This window comes from Nostoc sp. (assembly GCF_036917135.1).
GTDB lineage: Bacteria > Cyanobacteriota > Cyanobacteriia > Cyanobacteriales > Nostocaceae > Nostoc.
The window spans coordinates 43,933-70,736 of record NZ_JBALEA010000071.1 but is presented as its reverse complement, the minus strand read 5'-3'; the positions used below and the strand labels follow the sequence as shown (position 1 = coordinate 70,736).

Below are 26,804 nucleotides of genomic sequence, written 5' to 3'. Positions count from 1 at the left end.
ATCGGGATCTACTCTCTGCTACAAGCCTTTTTGTTTACGATACTCTCTAGGAGTAATACCAAATTGCCGCTTAAACAGATACCCAAAATGACTTAGGCTCTCGTACCCTACTTGAGAAGCAATTTCTACAATTGTTAAATTAGTCTCGATGAGTAACTGCTTTGCTTGTTCTAGCCGTAGAGATTGCACATATCGCAACACCGTAGTCCCAAACACTTCTCGAAATCCCCGCTTGAGCTTAAAGTCATTGAGTCCAATTTGGCTGGCTAAATCTAGTAGAGAAGGTGGATGGGGCAACGTTTGATTTAAAATAGCTTTGGCGTGATGTAAACGCTCAATTTCATCAGCACGGAAAAATTGCGATCGCTGCAATCCCTGATGATTTTCCCCCCATTGAGTAATCTGAAGTACTAGTAATTCCAACACCTTTGCTTCTAAATACATTTGTCTGAGTGTTCCTCGGTATGGACACTGCAATATTTGTCTCAGTAGCAGTTGCATTGTCGGTGTGGTAACTCCTAACGGCTGATGAAACGGCTGTTTCATCGGATTTTCTCTCAAGTGCTGGAGCAAAGCTGGCAATTGCTCAAAGCTGCTTTGGAAACTAGAAAGTAAATCAGCATTCCAATAAATTTTAATATTTTGGCAGTGTTGATTTGCATTAAAATACTCAAACTCCCGAACATCGGGCAAGCAAAATAAGTAGTTATAACCTGCGATTTCTTCATAATCGTTACTGACTCCAGGTACATTTGGTGTTACAGTTCTGATAGCACCAGATAGAAAAAACTTAGATATAAGCTCAGTCGAATTATCGTGTTTCTGCTGTGCAATCACTGGATGAGAAAACTCATCGTCACAGATTGCTATCTCCAGGTTATGGCGAAGAAAAGTCCAGCGAAAGCTACTTTGACCAAACCAAGTAGATAATTCTGCTTTTCCCTCATAGTCATTAAACTGCACATCTTTGCAAAATTCGCCAAAGTCTTCTGTCCCAGTTAGACGAATGATCATGATACTATTTATCAACTACTTGTTGATAAATAGTATCTATTAGGATAGAGAGCGATGCCTACAGCGATCGCAGCTAACGCACATAGCATGATTCTGAATTTCAGAATACTTAAACTGATTGGTTGCAATGGTTACCATAGAAAAAACTCTCTGCTAAACCTGTGAAAAAACGAGTCACACTCACCTTTCCGAAACGCGCGGTGCAAATGCCAGTCACTTATGTACTGGCCAAAGATTTCAACGTCGCCGCCAATATTATCCGCGCCCAAGTAGCCCCAAATCAAATCGGTAAACTAGTAGTCGAACTATCAGGAGACATCGATCAATTAGATGCGGCTATCGAGTGGATGCGATCGCGCCATGTTAACGTTTCTTCTACATTAGGCGAAATTGCCATCGATGAGAATGCGTGTGTCCACTGTGGCTTGTGTACTGGGGTTTGTCCTACCGAAGCCCTCACCCTCCACCCAGAGACATCCAAATTGACATTCACGCGATCGCGCTGTATTGTCTGTGAACAGTGTATTCCCACTTGTCCCGTACAGGCAATTTCTACAAATCTCTAGATGTTAGTTGTTAGTTTGATTGGATCATAAAATCTGCGGTAGAATCGATTTTTGCTGAGTAATTTATTACTCATAAACATACTTAACAATCCTGATTACATAAAAAAATCTCAAAAGTAAATGCAGACTTTTAACTAATGTTATTATGCAGTAACCTCATGAGGTAGTCATTAATCAATTATGAAATTAGCCACACAACCCACGGTTAAAACTCTTGGTGACTACGCCTACCAAGCGATTCAAAAACACTTTAAGAAAACCTTTAAGTGGGAAAAATCTGTTAAGAAAGATGAAGATCCAGAAGCGCTGCACCAAATGCGAGTAGGAATGCGCCGCCTACGGACGGCGGTAACTCGGTTTGGGCTAGCAGTGGATATATCAAAACCAGTAACCGATAAAAATATCGCTAAAATAGCCCGTCGTCTTGGTAATCTCCGAGATTTAGACGTACTAAAAGAAAGTTTGGAAAACGATTATAAACCAAATTTACCCCGCAAAGAGCAAGAATCTTTGCAAACAGCTTTCACAGCGTTGGCTAAACAACGTGAAGATGTACTATCGAGTGTGCAGAAAATGTTAAAAGATGAATCTTACAAGTCTCTAAAAGATTCATTGGATAAGTGGTTAGAAAAACCCAGTTATCAACCTTTAGCATCTTTTACCATTCAGCAAGTGCTACCAGACTTACTTCTACCAGAAGTGAGTAACTTCTTACTGCATCCGGGTTGGCTAGTTGGCACCCAATTTGTAGACTCAGAAGTTAAAATCCAGAAAAACTGGGAACCACAAAAGATAGAAGAACAATTGACAACAAAAGGTGAAATTCTTCATAGTTTGCGAAAAGAAGCTAAACGTATACGCTACCAGTTGGAGTTATTTACTGATTTATATGGCGAGTCTTACGCAGCTTATATTGCAGAAGTGAAAAGTATCCAAGAAATTTTGGGTACGATGCAAGATAGTGCCGTTTTAACTGACTGGCTTGCAGATGTTTTCAAGTCAGAAATTCCGACTCAGTTGCCCACCCTTGCTACTTTGTTAACTGAAAATCGTTACCAGTCGTGGCAGCAGTGGCAACCTTTGCAAGAACGGTATCTGAAAGCTGAAACCAGGCATAGTTTTCATTTAACAATATTGCACCCGCTTTCAGAGGTAAGAAAGTGAACTTCTTGGGGGTTTCCCCCATGAGCAAGTGGCGTGGATTTAGGGGGATCTCCAAGGGTTAGGCGTATACAAAAAAACTTTTGAAACATTCTCTTAAGAATAGAATCCGGGTTTCGGCTATTGTTTATGGGACTGACAAGAAATAAATTATCCATTTTGTGGAGTGGGCAACATGAACGCTCTAAATCTGGGACGGGTGGGGACACCCATCCCACAAAAAATTTGGGATGTTTTTTTATTTGTCAGTCCCTATGTATTTTTAGCAGGAATTGTGCGAAATGGGATGAGAAACTAAATTGGTGGTGCAGTTTTGAAAGTGTCACTCAATATACTCGCTTTTTGATTAGAGCAGTGATATTATCTAATTGTGTGAGGAGCAAGTTAAAAATAAAAAGCGTCTGGGGTGGAAACACGGCAACACTCCCAGGCGCTTTTTAATTGGTATACAAAAAGAAGTCCTTGCAGATTCGCTGGAGTTTTTGAGATAATCAGCTACAGTTCAAAATCCAGTCAATCCCACCCACAATCAAAATTAGAAATTCAGGTGTTACGGCGAAGTCCAAAATCCCAAATTCTTTAACTTGCACCAAATTCAGATTGTAAAGCATCATCGTTATTATCAGCGATCGTTGCCACAATGGTAATTAGCCGAGACACTTCACCAGGAGATAACTCAGCTAAGGTGCGTGTCGATATGACAACGACCTGGTTTTCAATAATACCGAAACGCGCTTCAAAAGTGCTGGAGCAGTTTAACTCCAAAAGATACCGCAGCAATCTGGGTTCATCTTTAGCAGGTAAATTTAGCACTGTAGACCAAATCGTTATGGTGTCTTCATCGGTTGTCCCGTTGAGTTTGACAAATACTTCCACACTGCCGTACTTAAACTTCCAGAGATAACCACCCTCTGGAGTGCGGCTAACCATCGCACTATCATCTTGTTCCAAAGAATCGATGACATTTTCAATTACCTCCACATGGTTAATGCTTGTTGTCTCGGTGATTAGCTCTTTAGTGGGTTCGTTACTAGTTAAGGTTTCTGGGTAGTTTGTCATACAGATTTTCTCTCAACATACTTGCTGTTTTATCTACACATACTTTATAACTTGTGGACGCAGTTGTAAGAGCAATTCATGAATTGCCCCTACTGATTGCAGCGTTCCTGCCGCCACCATCCCGCATGGTGGCGGCAGGAATAAAGAATTATTCTGGAAAAATTAATGAGGATTAGCTTAACCGACATCATCATGGGCAAAGCGGTTAAAGAGGAAGTCTAGGGCATGGTTACGCAGTTGGTAGTATTGTGGATCTTCCATGATCCGGCTGCGATCGCGGGGACGAGAAAAAGGAATTTCCATAACTTCACCAATCTTTGCATGGGGGCCGTTGGTCATCATTACCAATTTGTCTGCTAAAAATAGTGCCTCGTCGATATCGTGGGTAATCATCAGCACTGTACAACGGTTATCGCCCCAAATTTTCAGCAATTCTTCTTGTAATTCTTCTTTGGTGATGGCATCCAGCGCCCCAAATGGTTCATCTAAAATTAAGACCTTGGGACGAATCGCTAAAGCACGGGCGATAGAAACTCTTTGTCTCATCCCACCAGACATTTGCATTGGTTTCTTTTCCATTGCATCAGCCAGTCCCACCATTGCTAAATGATCGCGGACGATCGCTCTTTTTTCGGCTTGTGGTTTGTTGGGATAAACGGCGTTGACAGCTAAGTAGATGTTTTCAAAAGCAGTGCGCCACGGTAGCAAGGCATAGTTTTGGAAGACAACCATTCTGTCTGGGCCTGGCTTGGTAATGGGTTCTCCTTCTAGTAACACTTGCCCGGAGGTGGGAAAGTTAAAACCGGATACCATATTTAACAGTGTCGATTTGCCACAGCCAGAGTGGCCGATGACACAAATAAACTCGCCCTGTTCGACGTTGAGGTTAACGCCGTCGAGTACAGTGAAGGGGCCTTGCTTTGTCGGATAAACTTTGGTAACGTCTTTAATTTCTAGGAAAGGTCTGCGGGTGGTGGTTGCAGTGACAAATGGTTTTCCTAGTGTGTTTGTAGCTGTCAGGTTGCGGTTTTGCATGGTATTTTAGGGGTTACAAAGCTTGATGTTTCAGTTCAGAGGCTCATGAATATGGACTTATGCAAAAACCCTCTGAAACTCTTCTTCCTTTGTGTCCTTTGCGTCCTTTGCGGTTCGTTTTTTCATGATTTTGCATAAATTGTGAGATTTTAAAGGCTCACTAACACAATACGCTTGGGCTAAAAAAGTCAATTTTTTAACGAACCGCAAAGGACGCAAAGAGCGCAAAGGAAGAGAAGGAAGAAATGGTTAACTTGTTTGTTAATCGAGTTTAAAGACTGGCGAGTGATGTCCTACTTCTTCCACTTCCTCTTTCTCTCACAATTTTTTATGACGCGAGTTTCCTTCTTGGTGCATCAAGAACAACTTCCGCGACTGAAAAATCACGTTTAATTTTCAAGCTGTTGAGATACGCGATCGGATCGTCGGCGTTAAAGGGAGTACCATCGAACAGTTTGATCGGTTGGCGAATATAGCTAATATCCAAACCTAATTCTCGTGCGGCAGTGCTGAAAACACGCACTCGACATACCCGTTCTACAACTTCTACCCAATTTCTAGGGAACGGAGTATCACCCCAACGCGCCAATTGACTCATAATCCAAATTTGTTCGGTGCGACTGGGGCGATTAATGGCAGATTCAGAATAAAACTGGTGATGGGCATAGTCCCGCAAGGGATGGTCTAAGTCACAGGTGAGACTATCTGGATCTTCGAGTTGAATGTATTCTAAATCAGTGCTGACATAATCTCGCCCTGCTAAAATTTGCCGAATCTCTTGGGCATTATCGGGATTTGCACAATAATGACAAGCCTCTAGCAAAGCTTTGGTTAAGGCGATATGCGTATTTGGATAATTTTCTGCCCAATCTTCCCGCACACCAAGAACTTTACCGGGGTGTCCGAACCAAACTTCTAAGTCGGTAGCGATGGTAAAACCAACATTTTCTACAGCCGCGCGGTAGTTCCAAGGTTCGCCGACGCAGTAACCATCAATGCTTCCGGCTTGCAAGTCGGCTACCATCTGGGCTGGGGGAATAGTCTTCATATCCACATCGCTATCGGGGTCAATTCCACCAGCCGCTAGCCAGTAACGCAGCAGTAAGTTGTGCATAGATGCGGGATGCACTACCCCCATTGTGTGCCTTTCATCGCGGGTGGAAAGCAGATATCTTTTGAAATCTGATAAAGTTTGTACGCCTCGGTCGTAAAAACGTTTTGCCAAGGTGATGGCGTTACCGTTGCGAGTCATGGTCAGGGCGGTGACAACGGGAAGAGGTTGGTTATTATGTCCTCCCAAGGTTAACCACATGGGCATTCCTGAAGGCATTTGAGCCGCATCTAAATAACCGCCGGTCATGCCATCGACGATACCCCGCCAGTTGCTTTCTCGCACGAGGTTAACTTCATCTAAACCATGCTTGAGAAAAAAGCCTTTTTCTTTAGCAACTGCTAAGGGAGCGCAAGCCGTCAGAGGTAAAAAGCCAATTTCTAGGTTAACTTTTTCTAATCCATGACGGGCAATATCAGCAGTTTTCCGCGCCCGAATTTTCTTAATCCGTTTTTGCTGATTGAGGAAGTAAATCATCTCACTTCGCAAGCTGTAGTAGCTGGGATGTTCTACTACTTCCATGCGCTTGCGGGGTCTGGGAATATCCACTTCTAAAATGTCACCAATTTTAGATTCGGGGCCGTTGGTTAGCATCACGATTCTGTCAGATAACAGCACTGCTTCATCGACATCATGTGTCACCATCACGGCGGTAACTTGATTTTCTTCGCAGATTTGCATGAGTTGTTCTTGCAAATTCCCGCGTGTGAGTGCATCCAATGCACCAAAGGGTTCATCTAGCAAGAGTAATTTGGGACGAATCGCTAAGGCGCGGGCGATCGCAACTCGTTGTTTTTGTCCACCTGATAACATTCCTGGTTGTTTGTCAGCATGGGGACGCAAACCCACCATATTGATATGTTTTTCGATAATGGCATTGCGTTCATCTGCGGATATACCCCTCATTACTGAGTCCACAGCGAGGGCAATATTTTCTCTTACCGTCCGCCAAGGTAATAGCGAATAGTTTTGGAACACCACCATCCTGTCGGGGCCTGGTTTGGTGATTCTTTGTCCTTCCAGGGTGACAATACCTTCAGTGGGCAAATCTAAACCCGCAATCATATTTAATAGAGTGGATTTGCCACAACCGGAGTGACCAATTAAAGAAACAAATTCTCCTTTTTTAATTTGGAGGTCGATTCCTTTGAGGGCAATATATTTGCCACCACCAGTTAATTCAAAAACTTTTTCAATTTGATCAACAGCTACGAACATACTTATTAGTCCTTTGTCATTAGTCTTTTGTCTTTCGCCATTAGCCCTTAGTACGTGGTCATTAGTCCTGAGCTTTCTACAAATGACCAATGACTAATGACTAATGACTATTTTTGCTCTGTTGGTAAAATCTTGTTTTGAAGCCAAACCATGATTTTATCTAGCACCAAGCCGACAACGCCGATATAAACTAGAGCTAAAATCACTTCGCTGACGTTGTTATTTTGATAGGCGTTCCAGATAAAAAAGCCGATGCCGACAATACCGGACATGACGATTTCGGCGGCGATTATCGCTAACCAAGCTAAACCGATGGCAATTCTCAATCCGGTAAAAATGTAGGGTAATGCTGCTGGAATCAAAATATTAGTGAAATATTCTTTGCGGCTAAGTTGCAGAACTTTGGCGACGTTGTTGTAATCTTGGGGAATTTGGGTAACACCGACAGCAGTGTTAATTAAGATCGGCCAAATGGCGGTGATGAAAATTACGAATAAGGCGGCTGGTTCGTTTTGTCGTAAAGCTGCTAAAGAAATCGGTACCCATGCTAAAGGTGGTACAGTCCGCAGTAATTGAATCAGGGGGTCTAAAGCTTTGGACATGGTTTTGTTAACCCCAATCAATATGCCCAAGCCAATACCAACTATTGCCGCTAGGGTATAACTGATGGCGACTCGTTGCAGACTGGCGAGAATCTGCCAAAATAAACCTTTATCAATGCCACCTCGGTCATAAAATGGCCAGAAAATCAGAACCCAGGTATCTTGAATAACCTGTATTGGCCCTGGTAATGTGGCACCGGGAATAAAAGCGAAGAGTTGCCAGAGAACGAGGAAGATGGCGATCGCGATCGTTGGTGGTATTAGGTTAGGAAATTGCTTTTGCAGGCCAGATATAAAGCTATTACTAAATCTAGGGCTTGCAGGACGTTTTTGGGCGAGTGTCATAATGCTGTGTTCTCCGCAAATTTTATTTTTTATTAGTCATTTACCAATGACAAATGACCAATGACAAATGACTAAATACTTACCTTTTTGATTGTGAGACTCTTGAGATATTCTTCTGGATTTTCGGGGTCAAATTTGATGCCATCAAAAAACTCTTCTACACCACGGGATGTATTTGTCGGAATATCAGCAGCATTAATTCCAGCTTCCTTGGCAGCTTCTTTCCAAATATCTTCGCGGTTGACTTTATTGATAAGTTCTTTAGCCTTAACAGCATTATTTTCTAGGTAATCTTTTGGTAAAAATCCCCAACGAACATTTTCAGTTATGAACCACAAATCATGGCTCTTGTAGGGATAGGAAACACTACCTTTTTCATCTTTCCAGTAGTAAGCAGCCATTGATTTATCATCAATTTTGCGACCATCACCCATGTCATATTTGCCTTGGTATGGATCTGCTAATATTTCCGGTGAAGAAAGATTGAAATAATTTCGTGCTGCGAGAATTTTAGCCGCTTCTTTGCGGTTGTCAAAATTATCTAGCCACTGCTGCGCTTCCATAATTCCTTTTAAAATTGCTTTGGTAGCCTTAGGATTTTTATCAACCCAATCGCCTCTCATCGCAAGATATTCTTCAGGATGATTTTTCCAAATCTCTGCGGTTAATGCTGCTAGGTAGCCAATTTTGTCTTTAACCAGGCGATAAGGCCAAGGATCGCCTGTACTAAAGGCATCCATTGTTCCGGTTTTCATGTTGGCCACAGTTTGCGCCGCGGGGACTGTGAGCAATTTGACATCTGCATCTGGATCTAAGCCGCCTGCTGCTAACCAGTAGCGAATCCACAAATCTTGGTTGACGTGGGGAAAGGTAAATGCAGCTGTAAAGGGTGTTGAAGATTTTAATTCCTTAAATAGGGACTTAGCGCTAGCGAGTTGTAAACTAATACCTTTGCCTTGGTGCTTGTTGGCGATCGCAATTCCATTTCCGTGTGTAATTAATTGACACAAGACATACATAGGAATTTTTCGATTCCCTTTGGTAATTAAACCTTCTGAAATTAAATGTGGCATTGGCATCTGCCATTGTCCGCCATCTATCCCACCACCGGCAGAACCAATTTCTACGTTGTCTCTGGCTGCACCCCAAGAAGCTTGTTTGGAAAGGTCAACCTTAGTCATGCCATACTTTGTAAAAAAGCCTTTTTCTTTGGCAATAATTAAAGGAGCAGCTTCGACAATGGGAATATATCCCAGCTTGACTGTAGTAGTTTCTGGTGTTTGTTCAGGGCTAATATTAGCGACCGATTGAGCAGTTGGTTGTGCTTGAGTGCTTCCACCAGTCAGGTTTTCAGGAGGATTACCTAAACAGCCTTTGAGCAATAGAGTACCCGCAGATGCTCCGGCTGTAAATATGAATTTGCGACGGGAAATTTGATTAAAAAATTCTGTCATAATCTCTCCTGAAAACGTAAATGTTATTTTTTATAGCTATGACAATTTCCGCAAAAAACGTTATGTTTATTGCATTATTAATGATTAATCAAGCTATATTTGACCAAGCAATCGCAGCCATTTCATCAATGAAATAGCTACCTATATCAGAACTCGGTTAAATTATTGACTCTGCTTTTCTAGTGTGATGCAGAGGTATCATTCACCTTGTTGAAATCAGTTTACAGCCTTTGATGCCGAAATTGTTATCTTGGAGTCGGGATTATTAAACAAATATTAGATTGGATGCATAAGGAAAAATTTATCTATTATCCCTAACTATAGGAATAATTTCTAATATATAAACTCTTATTTATGAAGACTATTGTGTTTACTTTATGATTGACTATCTTCACTTCTTTTGTAACTTAACTTTAGTAGTAATTTATCATCTATAAGTTTTTATTTATCACAACTATTATGTTATCTCTATAATTTAAGGGCGCACTGTGATGAGAGCGAGATGGTAAGGCTGGGAAAGTTGGAGACTTAAGCAAATACCCCAAATAGGTGTATTTATTATCCAGCGATCGCAACTATCTAATCGGTCAAATATGTCTGCTTCCCGTCGGTGAGGATGTTGCGAAAATGCGCGTCAAAGTGGATGATTCCCTTCGTCTTCAAAAAGGTAATCGTCGTGCATAATCTAGGGGTTTTTGAAGTTTGTTGGGGTTTTCCCACAGCTATGTTTCCAGAAGATGGGATATGTACTCTAAGACGCGATAAATCGCGTCTCTACAGCGCAAACAATTGTGGGTAGTTCACGTAGTGTATTCAGCGTTAATCCTCACGTAGTCATAACTTAAATCACAACCCCAAGCTTTACCCACACCATAACCATTGCCAACATTAACAGAGATTAATACTGTATCCTGTTGGAGATAAGCACCTGCCGATGCTTTTTTCAAATAAGCACTTGCTGCTGCACGGTCAAATTGCAGAGGTTGCCCATTTTCTAACATTAAAAAATCCCCTAGTTTAATTTGCAGGTTTTCTTGCTCAAAGGGCACACCTGCGCGTCCGGCGGCGGCGGCGATGCGTCCCCAGTTGGGGTCACGTCCAAAGATTGCAGATTTAACTAAGGATGAACCAGCGATAGTTTTGGCTATTTGTCGGGCTGAAATTTCATCATGGGCCCCTGTTACTTCCACTTCAATTAGACAGGTTGCGCCTTCACCATCACGAGCGATCGCTTTGGCTAAATGCTGACAAACTGCTGTTAACATCGCCTCTAATTTCTCTGCTTCTGCGCCCCATTCTATAATTGCTGGGGTGCGAGATTGACCGTTTGCCAAAGCGATTAAGCTATCGTTGGTGCTGGTATCACCATCCACAGTGATGGAATTAAAACTTTTATCAGCCGCCCTTGCTAACATCTGCTGCCAAAGGTGAGGCGAAACCACAGCATCACAAGTCACAAATGCCAGCATGGTTGCCATGTTGGGGTGAATCATCCCGGAACCTTTGGCAATGCCGCCAATTCGTACCGGGCGCTCGCCTATAGTTGTCTCTAGGGCAATGGATTTTGTTACCAAGTCTGTAGTGATAATCGCTTCGGCGGCGGCATCTGAGCCTGTGTCTGACAGTGCTGTTACTAGGTTGGGAATACCGCTTCGCAAGGCATCCATCTTAATTCTTTGACCAATCACCCCAGTAGATGCCAATAACACAGATTCTGATGGGATGTTCAGTGCTTGGGCTATTGCCATAGCAGACTCTAGAGCATCAAGGTAGCCTTGATTACCTGTAGCAGCGTTTGCTTGTCCGGCGTTGCAGAGGATGGCACGAGCGCTCTGTTTAGCTTGCAAGCGTTGGCGACAATATTCTACGCAGGCAGCTTTGACTTGGCTGGTGGTAAACACACCTGCGGCGATCGCTTCTACCTCTGAGAATATTAAAGCTAAATCTGGCAACCCCGAAGGTTTCAACCCTGCGGTAATTCCCGCCGCCTGATACCCCCTTGGTGCTGTGATACCACCTGTTACTTTTTGCCAATCTGCCATTATTTTTCACTCTAAACTATTGAGGGATTTTAACAACCCCTCAATAGTTTAAAGTTTTGAGGGTAAATTTTAAGGTTTCAGGTTGAGGAGGCTGACTATTTTACAAGAAATGGACGTGTCAGGGTTGGGTTCAGCAGTAAGCAACTCAATATCACAACAAGAGTTACTATGAAGTGGAGAAAATTTGACATTTTGTTATGACTGATTTGGATAGTTATAAGCAGCAACTAAGAGAATTTTATGGTAGTAGAACTACTTATGACCATGAGGAAGGTACTCGCCATCCTCTAGAAGCCAAGCTTTTGCTTGAATTTGTGCCGCTAGAACTGGGACAGAAAATTCTTGATGTGGCCACTGGAACAGGTTTAGTGGCGATACCCGCAGCTGAAAAAGTTGGTTCAGAGGGTTATGTGATTGGAATTGATCTGACTCCTGAAATGTTAGATCAAGCAAGACTTAAGATTGGCGCAGCCGGATTACAGAATATCGAGTTAATTGAGGCAGATGCAGAATATTTCAACTTTAGTGATAGTAGTTTTGATGTTGTCTTTTGCTGTGAGGCCATTGTACTTTTTCCCGATATCCTTACTACTTTGCAAAAGTGGTATCGCTTCTTGAAACCTGGAGGATTTGTGGCATTTACCTGTCCTCTCGAAACTGCTTATATGGCATCTCTTCATCAGAGTATCTACACCAGAGTTTTGGGCGTATCACTACCATATATCCTTGAACCACTGGGGACTCCAGAAAAATGTCGCAATTTGCTTAATCAGGCAGGTTTTAGAGATATGGAAATTAAGATTGAGCCATCAGGACGTTATCGCCATCTTCGGGATAACAGATTATCTAGGACAGCAATTAATATAAATTTTAAAGGTCATCCCCTGTTGTCAAAATTATCACCAGAACAATTAAATCAGTTGCAAGTTGAGTACAAAGCTGAAATTGAGAAACTAGCAACTGCTCAAGGTATTTGGGAAGACACGACAAAATTCTTTGTTCGCGCTCGAAAATAAGTTGCTCGGCAAAGCTTTGCTTTTAATCTGAAGGTTGCCAGCGATCGCACCCGATCAGCTTATACCAATTCTCTATGAAGATGCGCCAAACTACATGAGGAACGAACCGCAAAGGACACAAAGAAAGAGAGAAAATTTGGCGCAGCCTCACAAAGAAATGGTATTACCGTTAATAATAGACATCTGGTGAAATTAATATACAGCGTATTGCCCGAAATCTTTGGTAGGCACAATTCATGAATTGTGCCTAGATCATTTTCAGCAGATGTCTAATAGACATCTGCTGAAAATGAATTGTTTTGACGTAGCAGTGCTACGTCTCTACAAGGATTCTGGGTAACGCATATTTAATTTCTGGAGATGTCTTCTAATGACAATGACAGTTTAATCTCATAGGCCGATGTGGAAGTAAACATTTTCAGGATTTACTTGAACAGCCCGGTTAAAAATTTGTAATCCCACCTTTGGACATCATGCAAAACCTGCCCCTAATGTTAATTCCTGTACTCGCCGTTCAGAAAGCAGCAGGTAACGCTTTAATTAAACCTCTCGGTCATCATGAGCTGCTGTTGGTGCTGGTGCAACTGTCACTATTACTTCTGGTAGCGCGGGGATTAGGTGAGTTGATGCGCCGGATTAACCTCCCGCCCGTTGTTGGGGAATTATTGGCGGGTGTTTTGCTTGGCCCTTCTCTATTTGGTTTAATTCTTCCAGACTTACAGGCGCACATCTTTCCCAAAAATCAAGAACAATCTGATTTACTTTCGGTGATTTCTTGGTTAGGCGTGTTATTTTTGCTGATTGTGACTGGCTTGGAGACGGATCTCAAGCTGATTCTTCGTAAGGGGAAAACGGCTCTGCTGATTTCACTGGGTGGAATTATTGTACCCTTTATCACCGGATTTGGACTGGGCTGGCTATTGCCAGATAGTTTTTTAGCCGACCCAGATAAGCGATTAGTATTCAGTCTGTTTATCGCCACAGCAATGAGTATTTCGGCAGTACCAGTAATTGCTAAGGTGCTGATGGACTTGAACTTGATTCGCCGTGATATTGGTCAAGTCACCTTAGCTGCTGGGATGACTGACGACACCATCGGCTGGATTTTACTTTCTGTGGTTTCAGGTTTAGCTAGTAGCGGCAAATTTGATTTTGGGACAATTTTTCATTCTGTGAGCGCGGCTATATTGTTTTTAGCGATCGCCTTTACAATTGGGCGTACTATTGTAGACCAGATTTTACGCTGGGTTGATGACTACGTTGGCGGCATCTCCGCTAGTATATCGGTTGTGCTGATTCTTTCGCTCTCGGCAGCCGCACTTACCCACGCATTAGGGCTAGAAGCAGCATTAGGTGCTTTCGTGTTGGGGATTTTGGCGGGTCAATCGCGCCGTTTTAGTAATGAAGCTGGACATTTGCTAGAAGTATTCACAGCAGCCTTTCTAGCGCCAATTTTCTTTGCTTCAGCTGGTTTGAAGGTTAACTTGCTAACCCTGTTAGTTCCCCAGACGTTGATATTTGGCTTAATTGTTCTTGCTGTCGCCTGTGTTGGGAAATTTACAGGTGCTTACATTGGTTCTCGCGTCGGTGGCTTGAGTCATTGGGAAGGTTTGGCCATGGGTTCCGGGATGAATGCACGCGGGGCGATGGAAATTGTTGTTGCTACCATTGGTTTATCTCTGGGAGTGCTGAATCCTCAGATGTACTCGATTATTGTGATGGTGGCCATCGTCACTTCCCTAATGGCTCCACCCCTTTTGCGTTGGTCTTTGTCGAAGGTGGTTATGGGTGAAGAGGAAGCTAAACGCTTGGAACAAGAAGAACAGGATAGCCGCAGCTTTATCAAGCAAATCCAGCGTGTCTTAATACCCACCAGTGGTGGCCCTAACATTCAACTGGCGGCGCAACTAGTGGGTTACATGGCTCACCAAAACTCCATAGAAGTGACATCTCTATATGCCTTGAGTGATAAACAACCTCAAAGCAAAGCCCGCCGAATGGAGGCAACCCAGGTAAAAGACACTGCCGCAGACCTTGCTCTAGCCTCTGTTGCTGAAGAAATGCAGCTACCTGCTGATACCAACCTGCAAGCAAAAACGGAGTCGGGGCGGAATAAAGCCGAGGTAATTCTGAATGAAGCGAACAAAAACTATGACTTGATTGTACTGGGAGCCTCTGAACAGATAAGCCCTCAGAAAGCATTGTTCAATTTGCTTGTAGATCGGGTAGTACAAGAAGCACCTTGTGCAACGATGGTGGTGAAGTCGCACCTACCCCACCCCAAAGGCGAGATATGCAAAATCGCTCAACAAGAGTTGAAAAGGATTCTGGTGCCAACGGTGGGGACAGAATATAGCAAAAATGCTGTAGAGATGGCAAGTACGATCGCGGCTCAAACCGGGGCATTAGTCATGATCGTTAACGTGATTAATTTGCCACAGGTTGAGTATATTCTTTACGAACAGCGATCGCTAGCTCCAGTCAAGGAAATTGCCCACGATATGCTCGAACAGCAAGCAACAATTGGTCGCAATCTGGGTGCTGATGTCAAAACTTATATTCTTCAAGGAACCAGCCCAGAAAGGGAAATCCTCAAGTTTGCCCAAACTCAGGAAGTTGACCTAATTATTATCGGGAGTAATATCCGAATGGTTACGGGTCGTGTTTTCTTCGGTCACAGAGTGGATGTAATTTTGAGTAAAGCCCATTGCCCAGTAGCGATAATTACTGCGCCATAGTCGTTCTGACTTTAAATGCATTTAGTTTGTTTGAATATAACAACTGGGGGAGTAGGGAGTGGTGTAGAAACTCTGCGTACCTACCCTGCGGGAAGGCCAAGCGCCTATGCGTTTAAAAACGCTATGATTTTACGCAAAGCTGTACTAAGGAATAAGGATTTATTAACTTCCAGATTTTCTGCATAGAAGCATTTCAGTGCCATGTCCCCAGAAAAAGTTATGGATCTAATTTAATCCTCATTCCTAAGCAAACTTTATCTTTAATAATTTGACCTTAGAGGTTGTTTGAAAAGTAGTTGGCTGTATCTTTGCACTCATTGATCCCCCCTAACCCACGCCAGTCGCTCCACTTGGGGAGACCCCTCTGAGCGACTGGCTCCCCTTAAAAAGGGGGGAAACGGAGTCAAAGTCCCCCAATTTATCGGGGGATTTAGGGGGATCTAAACGTTTTTTTACCGAGAAGAGGACTTTTCAAACATCCTCTTAGTGCGAAGCCCTGTAAGTAACTGATATTTGCAAATTAGCGAGAGCGATATTGTAATTCAAAATGCCTGGAACAAAAAGAATCCCGACTTATTGAAGAAGTCGGGATTCTGAGCCTCTCAGTGTTTGCAGTCAAATAGGATTGCTGTATAAACAAATAGGCACAATTAATTTGTATGAAGCTGAAAAAACATTGTAATTGTTTACTACTTAGCGGTTCTAATTCGCCGCTAAATATTCCCATCTTGCTTCTACACGAGAATCAATACCATTTATGCAAAACGCGTATGGTGTATTTGTGATAGTAATCCACTTGTTTCTTGAATATTGAAAAGCACTATTAGGTAAATAAGAGTAATTTTGATTATTTGGAAGCCAGACCATAATGAGTTGATTTGCTGTATATTGAAACCAAAATCCGTCAACACCTCCTACCCATTGATTCTGATAAATAGGAAATTTTCCACCAGAGTCGGGGCATCTATTTATACTTGCTTGAAGTGCTTGATTTCCTTGATAAAGAGAATATCCAGTACCTGCTATAATACCTACAGCTCTAATAAAATTTAGTATTATTCCCCGTGGATTTGCTTGCGCCAAATTATATGGTGCATCTGATAAAGATTTAGATTTTTGAAGATTTGTAAGATTGTGGGATGTTTGAGCAGATGCTGTGAACATATCTGATACTGAAAATCCTGGCAATGTCATACTAAAAATAGTAATACCAACTAAAAATTTATTTTTTGCAAGCATAATAATCTAACCTCACGAAGAATCAGTGTATAGTACATCAAGAACGAAGGCGAATGTTGAAGAATAATTCAGGATTCAGAATGCAATTAGTGGGGGATTTATACCCGCCACATTTTAAAGGATGTTTTAAAAGTGTTTTACTGTGATTTTAGGCACTTAATGATCCCCCCTAGCCCCCCTTAAAAAGGGGAGAACCGGAATCAAAGTCCCCCTTCTTAAGGGGAGCCACTGCGTTGGGCGGGTTCCCCGACTTGAAGCAAGTGGCGTGGATTTAGGGGGATCTAAAACCTTTTGCTACCGACAAGAGGACTTTTAAAACATCCTCTTAAACACATTTATTCATCTACCAGTTGCACAGAATTCATGGCTTTATTCTCGCGACTTGTGCCTTTATTGTTTCTTGGTAAATTACTACACTAAACTTTTAATGTATTTCGGAAAAATATTTTTTGACTTGGGACAAAAATTATGAGTGTTGAGGATAGTTACGATAGTTACTGCCTTAAGGGGTGGATATAGTCTAGTTTACATATCGAAAAAACTAAACCGTATAGTTTAAAAATAACACTCATGCTCACAAGATAAACTCACCCTAATATAGCAATCCTAAATAAGTCGTGAAAATCTCTGATTCCTCTCTCTGTGGTCTCTGTGCCTCTGCGGTTAATTTATTTTTACAAATGATTTACAATTGCTATTTTAAGGTAAGATTCTTTTTTAAGCCTTTCTAACCCAGGTAGAATGCAGGCAGAATAAGCTAAAATTCATAATCTAGATGTAGTCACTAGTTAGGTTTCTTTTGAGGATACAATCAAAAGTTTTCATCCTGATTGACCTACAGAGATTTAAATTTTAAGTCCCTCCTCAAAGGGTTCTTTTTAACAAGTAGGCAATACTTGTGTGTACACCGTAGGCTTGCGGGGAGGGGAGACGAAGCGTAGCTTTGCTGGGGTGGGCTTCTTGGGGTTCAAGAAGTAATCAAGCGGATACAGCACTTCCGGCAGCTATGAGGTACATCCTCAAACCTGAAAGCTATGCTAGGAGAGGAACAAGAAGAAAAGTTGTATTGCATAATAGCGGGAAGCGCTGTATGATATAAAAGATTTGACCTTAGCGCGAAGCCCTGTAAGTAACTGATGTTTGCAAATTAGCGAGAGCGATATTGTAATTCAAAATAGCTGCGACTCGATTACCTTCTGCTGTTGTCAGGTCATTTTCAGCAGAGATCACCTCTGTTTGAGTGCCCACACCAGCTTGGAACCTCAGCCTTGCTAAATCCAAAGCTTGTCTGGCTTGAGTTAAAGCCAGACTAGAAGTTTGGATATTCTTTAAATTGGATTGCAATTGAAAGTAATACTGTTCTACAGTAAAGCGAATTTGGTCGCGCTGGCTAGCAAATTGAGTTTCTGCGATCGCAATATTCGCTTTCGATTGAGCCGCACGCGCTTTGGCCGCGCCCCCATCAAACAAAGTTAGACTTCCTTGAATTCCTGCTGAATAGCCATCAGTAACGCTGACGCCATCATTATACCGATCTAGCAGATTGTAGCTGCCTGCCAAACTAATTTGCGGCCCTAGCTGTGAAAGTGCCTGTCGTCGCTGTTGCTCGTAAATATTACGTTGTGCTAAATCCTGTTGCAATTCTGGACGATTTTGAAACGCTTGGACAATAGTTTCTTCCAGTGTTGGCTGCCAAAGACCTCCTAACTCTACAGGATCGGCAGCAGTGATATCAACTGACTGCGACAAACTTAACAGGGTAGCAAGCTGACGACGGGCAATTTGCTGCTGTGAGATAGCATTAGTCAAGAGTTGTTGGGAATTTGCTAAATTTACCTGAGCTTGCAGCACATCGAACTGTGTACCTACTCCAGCTTCTAGTCGAGCTTGAGTATCCCGCAAACTAGCCTGGGCATTCTCCACAGCAGACCGATTAATTCTTACTTGTTCATCGGCTTGTTGCAAATTATAGTATTGAGTCGTGGCATTCAACCTAATTGTCAAAGACTGAGTTTCAACATTAAATTCATCCACACGTAGTTGTTCTTGGGCTGCTTGGATTGTCGCTTGTCGATTCCCGGAGGTATAAAGGTTATAATTCAGTTGCGCTGAACCATTGAAAGAGCTACTAGCTTGAGATGAACTGCTAGTAAAACCATTACCACTGTTAGTCACATTCCCGTTGACTCCCAGAGTCGGAAACAAAGCAGCTTGAGACTCGCGTAGGGATGAACGACTACGTTCTAGCTGGAATATGGCTACCTGTAAGTCTCGATTGTTGCGTTGTGCTAATTCCAAAGCTTGTTGCAAAGTGATTGACACAGTTTTCTGAATCTTCACTTCCCCCGGTTTGGTGGGAAATTGGAGAGGATTGGGATTGGGGTTGAGGTAATCGGGAACCTGTACAGAACTTGAGGAATTCTGGGGTTTTGGGGGAGTTGCTGCACCTGCTAAAGTTGGAAAAAGAATAGCAATTGCGACGCTAAACCAGGTAAAATGCACGAAGAATAAACTGAAATTCATAATTGATGTAGTCATTAATTAGGTTTCTTTGAGGAAACAATCAAAAGTTTTCATCCTGATTGATCTACAGAGATTTAAATTTTAAATTCCTCCTCAAAGGGTTGATCTTAACAAATTAGCCCACAATCAAACCATCCTGAACTCGAATAATCCTTCTGGTTTGAGCCGCGATATCTGGTTCATGAGTGACAATTACAATGGTGATGCCTTGGTCATTAAGTTCAGTCAGCAAACTCATCACCTCATGAGAAGTTTCAGTATCTAAAGCACCTGTTGGCTCATCTGCCAAAACTAATGCCGGTCGGTTGACTAAAGCACGAGCGATCGCTACCCGTTGTTGTTGTCCACCAGAGAGTTGACTGGGACGGTTAGCTATGCGTCCCCCTAATCCCACCTTTTCCAAGGCTTCTAATGCCCTTTCACGGCGTTTTGGCTTCGGCAAGTTAGCATAAACCATTGGTAACATGACGTTTTCTAGCGCTGTCGCCCGCGCCAATAGATTAAATTGTTGGAAAACAAAACCGATTCTTTGGTTGCGGATATAGGCTAATTCATCATCATCAAAAGTTGTCAGGTTTCTGCCTTCAAAAATATAGTTTCCAGTTGTGGGACGATCCAGGCATCCTAAAATATTCATCAGCGTCGATTTACCCGAACCTGACGCACCCATAATAGAAACATATTCCCCTTCTTCAATAGAGAGTTCAATTCCCTTGAGTATTGGAACACTAACTTCTCCCAAATGGTAAGTTTTAGTAATAGATTCCATCCAAATCATCGTTGGCATAAGAGTTAGGAGTTAGGAGTTAGGAGTTAGGAATTACCGAAAAAATGGGTTTAGAGCTACGTGCTTCACGCAATGCTTTAAAGTAATGAGTAATGAGTAATGAGTAATAAGTAATGAGTAATAAGTAATAAGTAATAAGTGAATATTCTTACTCATTACTCATTACTCATTACTCATTACTCCAGAATCACCGTGGCTTCAGTCCGGTGAGGATGTCAAGAATTATTTAGTCACTACGTAAAGCAGTAATTGGATCTAATTTAGATGCGTTCCGTGCTGGAATTACCCCAGCGAGTAAGCCAACGCTCAATGAAAGTCCAAAACCAGCAATGATCGATAATAAAGAAATTACAAAGGGAAATTTGAAAGTGCTTGAAGCTATAAAGGCTAATAAAATACCAGTCGCCATCCCAATACATCCGCCGACAATGGAAATCACGATCGCCTCGGCTAAAAATTGATTAAGGATTGCCGAATTGGTAGCTCCTACGGCTTTGCGAATCCCGATTTCTCGTGTCCGCTCAACCACGGAAACTAGCATAATGTTGGCAATACCAATGCCACCAACCACCAGAGAAATTCCCGCGATCGCTACTACCATTACTGTAAATAAACCCACAATACTAGTAAGGGTACTAACAATATCAGCTTGATTAGTCAGCCGAAAATCATCAGCTTGGGGCGGATAAATGTTGTGACGCAGCCGTAAGAGATTGGTGGCTTGAAACTGAGCGGCTTCTAACTGCTCCTGATTAGCGCCTTTGACTAAAATTCCATTGACAGAAACTCCTACCAGTGCATTGTTACCAACCAGTCTCTTCGACATAGTAGTGAGAGGGATGAAAATCTGGTCATCTCGATCCATCGGTCCCTGAGAACCCTTAGGTTCCATTATCCCAATTACTTCATAAGCCTCTCCCTGAATGCGAATTTTCTCGCCGATGACATTGGCACCCTGTTCAAAGAGTGTTTTTTGGACTGTGGGGCCAAGAATGGCCAGTTGTGCGGCAATATCTAGTTCTTGCTGAGTAAAATATCTCCCTTCCTGGGGGTGGGTATTTCTGACTTCTGGGTAGTTTAAATCTGTGCCATAAATAGTTGTTGAGGTATTCTGTCCTGCATATACAACTTGGGCGCTGCGTTGGAGATAAGCAGAAACCATCTGGGCTGATGGCGCTTGGGTAGCGATCGCTTTCGCATCTTCCCAAGTCAAGGTGCTGCTAGAACCTACTCCTTGACGGACATTCCCGCTTCTTGCCGCACCTGCCAAAATTTGGATGACATCTGTACCCAATGCTTGTATCTGTTGCTCAACTCCCTTTTGCACTCCTTGACCGACAGAAGTAATAGCAATCACTGAAGAAATCCCAATAATCACACCCAACATAGTTAGACTTGTGCGTAATTTGTTACTCCACAGAGTCTCTGCCGCCATTGTCAAGATTTCCAGCAATGGTACTGTGCGGGTATTCTTAGCTTTGTAAAAGCCCTTAAATATCTTAAACATCAGGTTTTATTTAAAACTCAACAGAATTGAGTTAAGCATTTCTTCCTTCTCTTCCTTCTCTTCCTTTTCTTCCTTTGCGGACTTTGCGGACTTTGCGGACTTTGCGGACTTTGCGGTTCGTTAAAAAAATTGACTTAGACAAAGAGTTAAGCCTTAACCCAAGTGTATTGATTTAAAACTAACTTTAAGGTAAACCACCACCTGAACGACCTCCGCCGCCACCGGCTCCTCCGCCTCCTCCTATACCAGGCAAAATCCCTCCTCGTGGTGTTGATTGCGGACGCGATCCTGGTGGGAAACTGAGCAATACCTTTTCGTTTCCTGTCAATCCAGATTTAACTTCGGTAAAGTTATTCGCGGTAACGCCAGTCTCAATGGGAGTGAACACAGGTTTGTTATTCTTTCCTGCCACAAACACACCCGTAGCATTTTTTTGGCGCACCACTGAGGCTGTTGGCACTACTAGAACATTTTCAACTTGACCGACTTGAAAATCTACTTCCGCATTCATCCCAGACCGTAGTAGTCTTTGAGGGTCCAAAAGCGATACTCTCACTTCAAAACTGGTGACGTTTTGCTCTACTATTGCTTGGGCAGCAATTTGGCTGACTTTACCTTCAAAGGTTTTTCCTGGGTAGGCATCTGCTTTAATCAAGACTTTTTGACCAAGGCTGATTTTGGAAATATTTGTTTCTGCTAAACTGGCGACAACTTCATTTGTGGAAGCTAGAGACAAGATTGAAGAAGAAGAAGAAGAAGCTACTTCACTACTGGCAGTTGTGGGTGTCACGAAAGCGCCTGGATCAGCATACTTCTTTGTCATTACACCATCAAAAGGTGCGCGAATGATTGTGTCATTGATTTCGGCTTGGATGTTTTGCAGGGAGCCGCGAGCAGATGTTACCTGGGCGCGGGCGGCGCCAATATCTTCTTGGCGCGTTCCGGCTTTCAGAAGTGCTAAACCTTGCTGTCTCTGCCTCACCACCGCTCTAGCTTGGTCAATGTCTTCTGGACGTGACCCAGCTTTTTGCAACCCCAGTGCTTGCTGTGCTGCATTTACCGTGGCTTGGGCGCTATCACGATCTGCACGGGTTTGGTTGAGAGTCTGAAGGGAAATACCACCTGCTTTGTAAAGTTGTTGATTGCGGAGAAAATTATCTTCTGCTTTACTGAGAGCGGCTTGAGTATTTTGTAATTGTGCCTGTGCTTGGGCAATATCTTGAGAGCGATTACCTGCTTGTACCTTTTGCAGATTCGCCTCGGCTTCGTCTAAGGCTCCCTGTGATTGAGCGATATCTTGAGGGCGATTACCTGCGATCGCCTTTTGCAGATTTGCCTCGGCTTGTGCCAATTGTCCTTGAGCAGAAGTAAGTTGCCCCCGCAGGTTGGAATCATCCATGTAGGCAACAATCTGTCCTTGTTTGATCAGATCCCCTTCCTTCACCAACAGTCTTTTCAAGATGCCGGAATTTTTCGGGCTGAGGTTGATTGATCGTTCAGGCTTCACTGTTCCGTTCGCTGAAACTGTGATTGTTAAACTCTGCCTTTGTACAGGGTTTGTCAGCACCCGGCGTCTGGCTTCTTGACGGGGAGCAACTGTTACTTGGTAATAAACTGCATAGCCAATTCCACCCAAAAGGCAAAGAGCAATTAGCCAAGAGAGCCAATTAGGTCCGCCCTTTTTTTTCTTTACCTCTGGAATTAAAAATGATGAATCTACGGTATTTGGTGTATCAATTTTCATGTCCACTTTGTCTATAAAGAACGGCTACCAAGCAAGTTATTCAAGGCCAAAACTATAACCTAGTAGCCCTAATACTGACAAATCTTTTGAGTTATTGGTATTTTAAAGGTTTATTTGCAGTACCAATCCACCAGGAAGTCTGAAGTAATCATCATGCACTCTTACTAATCTCCCAGCAGGAACAATTTCCTGATTGGGAAGAAGAATATCCCCGTTGGGAAGTCGGAAGTAACCTTGATTACGCAGTCTGGCTATGGATCTAAAAGGAATAATTTGCCCATTGGGATATCTGATATCACCATTACCAAGTCTGACTACTCTGCCATTGGGTTGGTTGTCACGGTTCCAATTATCCCGATCTCTAGGGTTTCTGACTTCTCCAAAATTGGATCTGCGATCGCGATTCCAATTTGTGTCTCTAGAGTCTCTGACTTCTCCACGATTGGGTTGATTGTCACGGTTCCAATTACCCGTGTCTCTAGAGTTTCTGACTTCTCCACGATTGGGTTGATTGTCACGGTTCCAATTACCCGTGTCTCTAGAGTTTCTGACTTCTCCACGATTAGGTTGGTTGTCACGGTTCCAATTACCCGTGTCTCCAGAGTTTCTGTCTTCTCTATAGTTGGATCTGCCGTCGCGATCTTGAGCGCTTTGAGCAACAATCTGGACTTTCGTCTGGGCATTTGCAGGTGCAGTCAAGGCAATGGGAACAATGATCAGGGCAGCAGCAGCTAAGAGTATGGATACACGGTTTGGTTTCAACATATAATTGACTCCTTATTTAGATTAAAGTTCTATTCTGTTTAGGTTCGGATTCAGGAATTTAGACAGTTGCTTTTGTTTTGGCATCAAGATGTCTAATATTTACCTCATCGTATAAATTCATACATAACAATTATCACTCAAAAACTCTAAACCGATGTATGACCAAAGTCATTAGTAATTCCACACTGATCTATGACTAAAGTCATAAGTTTTTCTAATCCTGACTTGGTGCAATTCCTTGCCAGACAATATCCACGAGACTCAATAAAAATACTGATATTTTTGTGGGGCTATCTCCAGAATTTAAGTAAGTTCCTATTGGTAATTCCGCAGTTGGTATATTGACTTGGGACAACATCTGCTCCAAAAAAACGTAGTTCATTACCGATCCTAGTAAGATATGAGCCACTGTTTGGGGATCGCAAGGGCGAAGCCGATGTTGGTTGATCTCACACTCTAGGAAAGCACTCAGTAGTTTCACGTCTCGCATCGGTTTTGGTTCTTTACCTCCAAGTTCTGGGAGGGCATTGCCTCGCGATCGCAGCATCATGATCAGAGGCAGCACCTCACGATAGAATTCCATCATCTGGAAGCAAATATTGGTGAGGTTTTCTTTGAGATTGCCTTGGCCACAAAGAGATTCCAACTCGTTCACCCAGGGAGGTTTTTCTGGAATTCCCAGCGCCGCAAAAAATAATTCTTCTTTGGTTGAGAATCGCTTGAAAATTGAAGCTTCAGAAATACCAGCTTGTTGAGCAATTTCTAAGGTTGAAGCACCAAATCCTTGTTGTAAGAAAATTTGACGAGCCGCTTCTAAGATTTGCTGATTGGTGATTCTGGGTGTGCGAGCCATAAATCAATTCAAAATTCAAAATTAAAGACAGCCACCCACAAGGGGGAGCCACTTCGGTGGACGGGTTTCCCGGCATAAAACAAGTGGTGTTGGGGTTTCTACCTACCTTGGGAAACAATGATTCTTTCACCCACCCTTCGGCCACGCTCAGGGCATCGCAAGGGGCGAGATTTTAAACCTCACTTCTTTTCATTAATAAGTAAGTGGTTACTTATTAATATATTTCTTTTGTTATGGGGATGTCAAGAGCTAATGACGTAAGATTTTGCTACCGTCAACAGCGTAGATCGTTTAAGCTAGCTGAAAGATTCTTTGATTAGTGGCTTAAAGGCGGTAATGTGCCTAAACATGTTCGTTTGATTTCTTTTCTAATGGTGTGTAGTTTGTGGAGTATGCCAAAAGCCGCTAACGCGCAGGCATTAATACCCCATACACTGCAACTAGATGGGACAAAGTTAGAGAAACAGGGGTTGAGCCTGGCACAAGAGGCGGCTCAACTAGCTCAGTTTCAACAGGTTGATTTAGCTTTGCCACGAGCGCGACTGGCGACTCAACTGGCTCCGAAGAATGATAAAGTGTGGTTGCTCTTAGGTGGATTGCAATTGCAAACTAAAGAGTTTGACGGGGCGATCGCTAGCCTGAAAAAAGCGCAATCTCTCAACCCCAAAAATGGTGATATTTTGTTTGCGTTGGGTTCAGCTAATTTTCAGCAGAAAAATTACCAGGCTGCTGTTGTCAATTACCAAGACGGTTTGAAGTTAAAACCCAATGATCCAGAGGGATTATTTGATTTGGGTAATGCTTACTACCTGCTGGGTAAATTGCCAGATGCCATCGCCCAGTACGATAAAGCAGTCTCTCAAGATAAAAAATTCTGGCCAGCGCTCAACAATATTGGCTTAATCAACTACGAACAGGGCAATACCCCCGAAGCGATTAAGCGATGGCAATCTGCTGTAACCCTTGATAAGCAAGCCGCAGAACCTTTATTAGCCTTAGCAGTCGCACTGTATAGTAAAGGCGACCGCCAAAAAGGACTAACCTTGGGAGAAGCTGCACTCCGCATCGATTCGCGCTATGCTAATTTGAATTTCCTCAAAGAAAACCTTTGGGGCGATCGCCTACTGTCTGATACGAAAAAATTCCTAGAATTACCCCGTATTCAAGCAGCCCTACTGCAACGAGAAAATTCATCATCAGCCCCTGAACAACGGCCTACGCAATAGAAGTTAGGAGTTAAAAGTTAGGAGTGAGGAGTTAAATATTTCAACTCCTCACTCCTAACTTTCTTATCTCCACTTGCTTAATAGTACCTTTTCATAGTACATATATACTAACTAAATACAGGAACTAGTCGCCCAAAAACATTAGCGGGCGAGTATTCCTGCAATAAGTTGTTAATTTTCAGTGTTCGTCTGGGGGTAGAAGTGCGAGGATTTGGTCAACAAACTGTTGATGGTCAACAACTGGCTTAGAAATGTAGCCATCAGCACCGCTTTGCTTGAGAAAGTTCTCGCGATCGCCTTCCATAGCATGTGCCGTGACTAAAATAACAGGTAAGTTTGCTGTTTTTGGATCAGATTTTAACATCTGTGTAATCTTGATTCCATCAACAGATTTACCTTGATAAACACTTCTAGACAGAGAAACATCCATCAAAATCAGGTCGGCTTCTCCTGATTGGGCAATTTTTATGACTTCTTCGACATTTTCAGTGTGTTTTACACCCAAGCCGCCACGCTTGGACAAAATTTTGGAAAAAACACGAGCATTAATTAGATCGTCTTCGACAATTAAAACAGTTTTCATGAGAATTTAAGTTATAGAGGTGAGGAGATTCCAGAATTCCAGAATTCAAAATTAACAAATGCAATCATGATCAGAAGGAGTCAGAAGACAGAATTCAGAATTCAGAATACCCCAGCAGTCAAGTCACGGGTAACATTTACGGAAAGAATTTTTTCTTCTCCACGATAGCGTAGCGAGTCTTCTCCCTACAGCCCTTCGGGCATCCTACGGCAGGCG

Annotated in this window: 22 protein-coding genes; 7 read left to right on the top strand and 15 right to left on the bottom strand. The window is 42.7% G+C overall.

From position 1 onward, the window contains the following. Positions 1 to 18: 18 nt before the first annotated feature. Positions 19 to 1,014 (bottom strand): helix-turn-helix transcriptional regulator, encoded by a 996-nt coding sequence (locus V7K50_RS21830; RefSeq protein WP_334963654.1) that lies wholly within the window; start codon positions 1,012 to 1,014, stop codon positions 19 to 21. 161 nt (positions 1,015 to 1,175) lie between these two features. Here V7K50_RS21830 and V7K50_RS21825 point away from each other — a divergent pair, with 161 nt between their 5' ends. The 3 genes from V7K50_RS21825 (at position 1,176) to V7K50_RS21815 (ending at position 3,039) form a co-directional block, all read left to right on the top strand. Continuing rightward, complete coding sequence (locus V7K50_RS21825; RefSeq protein ID WP_334963652.1) at positions 1,176 to 1,580, top strand: NIL domain-containing protein; 405 nt, start codon at positions 1,176 to 1,178, stop codon at positions 1,578 to 1,580. Between the two features lie 180 nt (positions 1,581 to 1,760). Continuing rightward, positions 1,761 to 2,744, top strand: coding sequence for a CHAD domain-containing protein (locus V7K50_RS21820; RefSeq protein WP_334963650.1), 984 nt, complete (start codon positions 1,761 to 1,763; stop codon positions 2,742 to 2,744). Between the two features lie 172 nt (positions 2,745 to 2,916). After that, positions 2,917 to 3,039, top strand: coding sequence for a hypothetical protein (locus V7K50_RS21815; protein WP_334963647.1), 123 nt, complete (start codon positions 2,917 to 2,919; stop codon positions 3,037 to 3,039). A 281-nt stretch (positions 3,040 to 3,320) separates the two neighbouring features. Here the strand turns inward: V7K50_RS21815 and V7K50_RS21810 are convergent, their stop codons facing one another. From V7K50_RS21810 to V7K50_RS21790, 5 genes are all read right to left on the bottom strand, one after another. Then, positions 3,321 to 3,800: a YbjN domain-containing protein gene (locus V7K50_RS21810; RefSeq protein WP_334963645.1), complete on the bottom strand. Its 480-nt coding sequence runs from the start codon at positions 3,798 to 3,800 to the stop codon at positions 3,321 to 3,323. A gap of 177 nt (positions 3,801 to 3,977) precedes the next feature. After that, complete coding sequence (locus V7K50_RS21805; protein ID WP_334963643.1) at positions 3,978 to 4,835, bottom strand: nitrate ABC transporter ATP-binding protein; 858 nt, start codon at positions 4,833 to 4,835, stop codon at positions 3,978 to 3,980. A gap of 328 nt (positions 4,836 to 5,163) precedes the next feature. After that, positions 5,164 to 7,170: an ABC transporter ATP-binding/substrate-binding protein gene (locus V7K50_RS21800; RefSeq protein ID WP_334963819.1), complete on the bottom strand. Its 2,007-nt coding sequence runs from the start codon at positions 7,168 to 7,170 to the stop codon at positions 5,164 to 5,166. A 101-nt stretch (positions 7,171 to 7,271) separates the two neighbouring features. Continuing rightward, positions 7,272 to 8,111 carry a nitrate ABC transporter permease gene (gene ntrB / locus V7K50_RS21795; RefSeq protein WP_334963641.1) on the bottom strand — a complete coding sequence of 280 codons (840 nt, stop codon included), beginning with the start codon at positions 8,109 to 8,111 and terminating at the stop codon, positions 7,272 to 7,274. Positions 8,112 to 8,182: 71 nt separating this feature from the next. Continuing rightward, a complete protein-coding gene (locus tag V7K50_RS21790) occupies positions 8,183 to 9,565 on the bottom strand; it encodes a CmpA/NrtA family ABC transporter substrate-binding protein (RefSeq protein WP_334963639.1) in 1,383 nt (460 codons plus the stop codon). Positions 9,566 to 10,114: 549 nt separating this feature from the next. Between V7K50_RS21790 and V7K50_RS21785 the strand changes: the two genes are divergently transcribed. Next, entirely contained in the window at positions 10,115 to 10,249 is a 135-nt protein-coding gene (locus V7K50_RS21785) for a hypothetical protein (protein ID WP_334963637.1), read from the top strand. 116 nt (positions 10,250 to 10,365) lie between these two features. Here the strand turns inward: V7K50_RS21785 and argJ are convergent, their stop codons facing one another. After that, positions 10,366 to 11,607 carry a bifunctional ornithine acetyltransferase/N-acetylglutamate synthase gene (gene argJ / locus V7K50_RS21780; protein WP_334963635.1) on the bottom strand — a complete coding sequence of 414 codons (1,242 nt, stop codon included), beginning with the start codon at positions 11,605 to 11,607 and terminating at the stop codon, positions 10,366 to 10,368. Between the two features lie 197 nt (positions 11,608 to 11,804). On the opposite strand from argJ, the gene V7K50_RS21775 reads away from it, so the two are divergent. Continuing rightward, a complete protein-coding gene (locus V7K50_RS21775) occupies positions 11,805 to 12,623 on the top strand; it encodes a class I SAM-dependent methyltransferase (protein ID WP_334963633.1) in 819 nt (272 codons plus the stop codon). Between the two features lie 473 nt (positions 12,624 to 13,096). Then, entirely contained in the window at positions 13,097 to 15,361 is a 2,265-nt protein-coding gene (locus tag V7K50_RS21770) for a cation:proton antiporter domain-containing protein (protein ID WP_334963631.1), read from the top strand. 702 nt (positions 15,362 to 16,063) lie between these two features. Here the strand turns inward: V7K50_RS21770 and V7K50_RS21765 are convergent. The 7 genes from V7K50_RS21765 to V7K50_RS21735 all read right to left on the bottom strand — a co-directional run bounded on the left by V7K50_RS21765 (position 16,064) and on the right by V7K50_RS21735 (position 24,779). Continuing rightward, positions 16,064 to 16,600: a hypothetical protein gene (locus V7K50_RS21765; RefSeq protein WP_334963629.1), complete on the bottom strand. Its 537-nt coding sequence runs from the start codon at positions 16,598 to 16,600 to the stop codon at positions 16,064 to 16,066. 1,110 nt (positions 16,601 to 17,710) lie between these two features. Beyond that, entirely contained in the window at positions 17,711 to 19,123 is a 1,413-nt protein-coding gene (locus V7K50_RS21760; protein WP_334963817.1) for a TolC family protein, read from the bottom strand. A 115-nt stretch (positions 19,124 to 19,238) separates the two neighbouring features. Then, positions 19,239 to 19,910, bottom strand: a complete 672-nt coding sequence (locus V7K50_RS21755) for an ABC transporter ATP-binding protein (RefSeq protein ID WP_334963627.1) — start codon at positions 19,908 to 19,910, stop codon at positions 19,239 to 19,241. Positions 19,911 to 20,136: 226 nt separating this feature from the next. Beyond that, complete coding sequence (locus tag V7K50_RS21750; RefSeq protein WP_442944650.1) at positions 20,137 to 21,417, bottom strand: ABC transporter permease; 1,281 nt, start codon at positions 21,415 to 21,417, stop codon at positions 20,137 to 20,139. Between the two features lie 184 nt (positions 21,418 to 21,601). Next, positions 21,602 to 23,161: an efflux RND transporter periplasmic adaptor subunit gene (locus V7K50_RS21745; RefSeq protein ID WP_334963625.1), complete on the bottom strand. Its 1,560-nt coding sequence runs from the start codon at positions 23,159 to 23,161 to the stop codon at positions 21,602 to 21,604. Between the two features lie 102 nt (positions 23,162 to 23,263). After that, positions 23,264 to 23,926, bottom strand: a complete 663-nt coding sequence (locus V7K50_RS21740) for a hypothetical protein (RefSeq protein ID WP_334963623.1) — start codon at positions 23,924 to 23,926, stop codon at positions 23,264 to 23,266. Between the two features lie 214 nt (positions 23,927 to 24,140). Then, positions 24,141 to 24,779: a TetR/AcrR family transcriptional regulator gene (locus V7K50_RS21735; RefSeq protein WP_334963621.1), complete on the bottom strand. Its 639-nt coding sequence runs from the start codon at positions 24,777 to 24,779 to the stop codon at positions 24,141 to 24,143. Positions 24,780 to 25,117: 338 nt separating this feature from the next. On the opposite strand from V7K50_RS21735, the gene V7K50_RS21730 reads away from it, so the two are divergent. Next, positions 25,118 to 26,005 carry a tetratricopeptide repeat protein gene (locus tag V7K50_RS21730; RefSeq protein WP_334963619.1) on the top strand — a complete coding sequence of 296 codons (888 nt, stop codon included), beginning with the start codon at positions 25,118 to 25,120 and terminating at the stop codon, positions 26,003 to 26,005. 178 nt (positions 26,006 to 26,183) lie between these two features. On the opposite strand, the gene V7K50_RS21725 is transcribed toward V7K50_RS21730, so the two are convergent. Further along, complete coding sequence (locus V7K50_RS21725) at positions 26,184 to 26,588, bottom strand: response regulator (protein WP_334963617.1); 405 nt, start codon at positions 26,586 to 26,588, stop codon at positions 26,184 to 26,186. Positions 26,589 to 26,804 lie beyond the last annotated feature (216 nt).

Coding starts and splice junctions, on each gene's coding strand:
- V7K50_RS21830 (WP_334963654.1), bottom strand. CDS start 1,014: ATGATCATTCGTCTAACTGGGACAGAAGACTTTGGCGAATTTTGCAAA.
- V7K50_RS21820 (WP_334963650.1), top strand. CDS start 1,761: ATGAAATTAGCCACACAACCCACGGTTAAAACTCTTGGTGACTACGCC.
- V7K50_RS21815 (WP_334963647.1), top strand. CDS start 2,917: ATGAACGCTCTAAATCTGGGACGGGTGGGGACACCCATCCCACAAAAA.
- V7K50_RS21810 (WP_334963645.1), bottom strand. CDS start 3,800: ATGACAAACTACCCAGAAACCTTAACTAGTAACGAACCCACTAAAGAG.
- V7K50_RS21805 (WP_334963643.1), bottom strand. CDS start 4,835: ATGCAAAACCGCAACCTGACAGCTACAAACACACTAGGAAAACCATTT.
- ntrB (WP_334963641.1), bottom strand. CDS start 8,111: ATGACACTCGCCCAAAAACGTCCTGCAAGCCCTAGATTTAGTAATAGC.
- V7K50_RS21790 (WP_334963639.1), bottom strand. CDS start 9,565: ATGACAGAATTTTTTAATCAAATTTCCCGTCGCAAATTCATATTTACA.
- argJ (WP_334963635.1), bottom strand. CDS start 11,607: ATGGCAGATTGGCAAAAAGTAACAGGTGGTATCACAGCACCAAGGGGG.
- V7K50_RS21775 (WP_334963633.1), top strand. CDS start 11,805: ATGACTGATTTGGATAGTTATAAGCAGCAACTAAGAGAATTTTATGGT.
- V7K50_RS21770 (WP_334963631.1), top strand. CDS start 13,097: ATGCAAAACCTGCCCCTAATGTTAATTCCTGTACTCGCCGTTCAGAAA.
- V7K50_RS21765 (WP_334963629.1), bottom strand. CDS start 16,600: ATGCTTGCAAAAAATAAATTTTTAGTTGGTATTACTATTTTTAGTATG.
- V7K50_RS21760 (WP_334963817.1), bottom strand. CDS start 19,123: ATGAATTTCAGTTTATTCTTCGTGCATTTTACCTGGTTTAGCGTCGCA.
- V7K50_RS21755 (WP_334963627.1), bottom strand. CDS start 19,910: ATGCCAACGATGATTTGGATGGAATCTATTACTAAAACTTACCATTTG.
- V7K50_RS21750 (WP_442944650.1), bottom strand. CDS start 21,417: ATGTTTAAGATATTTAAGGGCTTTTACAAAGCTAAGAATACCCGCACA.
- V7K50_RS21745 (WP_334963625.1), bottom strand. CDS start 23,161: ATGAAAATTGATACACCAAATACCGTAGATTCATCATTTTTAATTCCA.
- V7K50_RS21740 (WP_334963623.1), bottom strand. CDS start 23,926: ATGTTGAAACCAAACCGTGTATCCATACTCTTAGCTGCTGCTGCCCTG.
- V7K50_RS21735 (WP_334963621.1), bottom strand. CDS start 24,779: ATGGCTCGCACACCCAGAATCACCAATCAGCAAATCTTAGAAGCGGCT.
- V7K50_RS21725 (WP_334963617.1), bottom strand. CDS start 26,588: ATGAAAACTGTTTTAATTGTCGAAGACGATCTAATTAATGCTCGTGTT.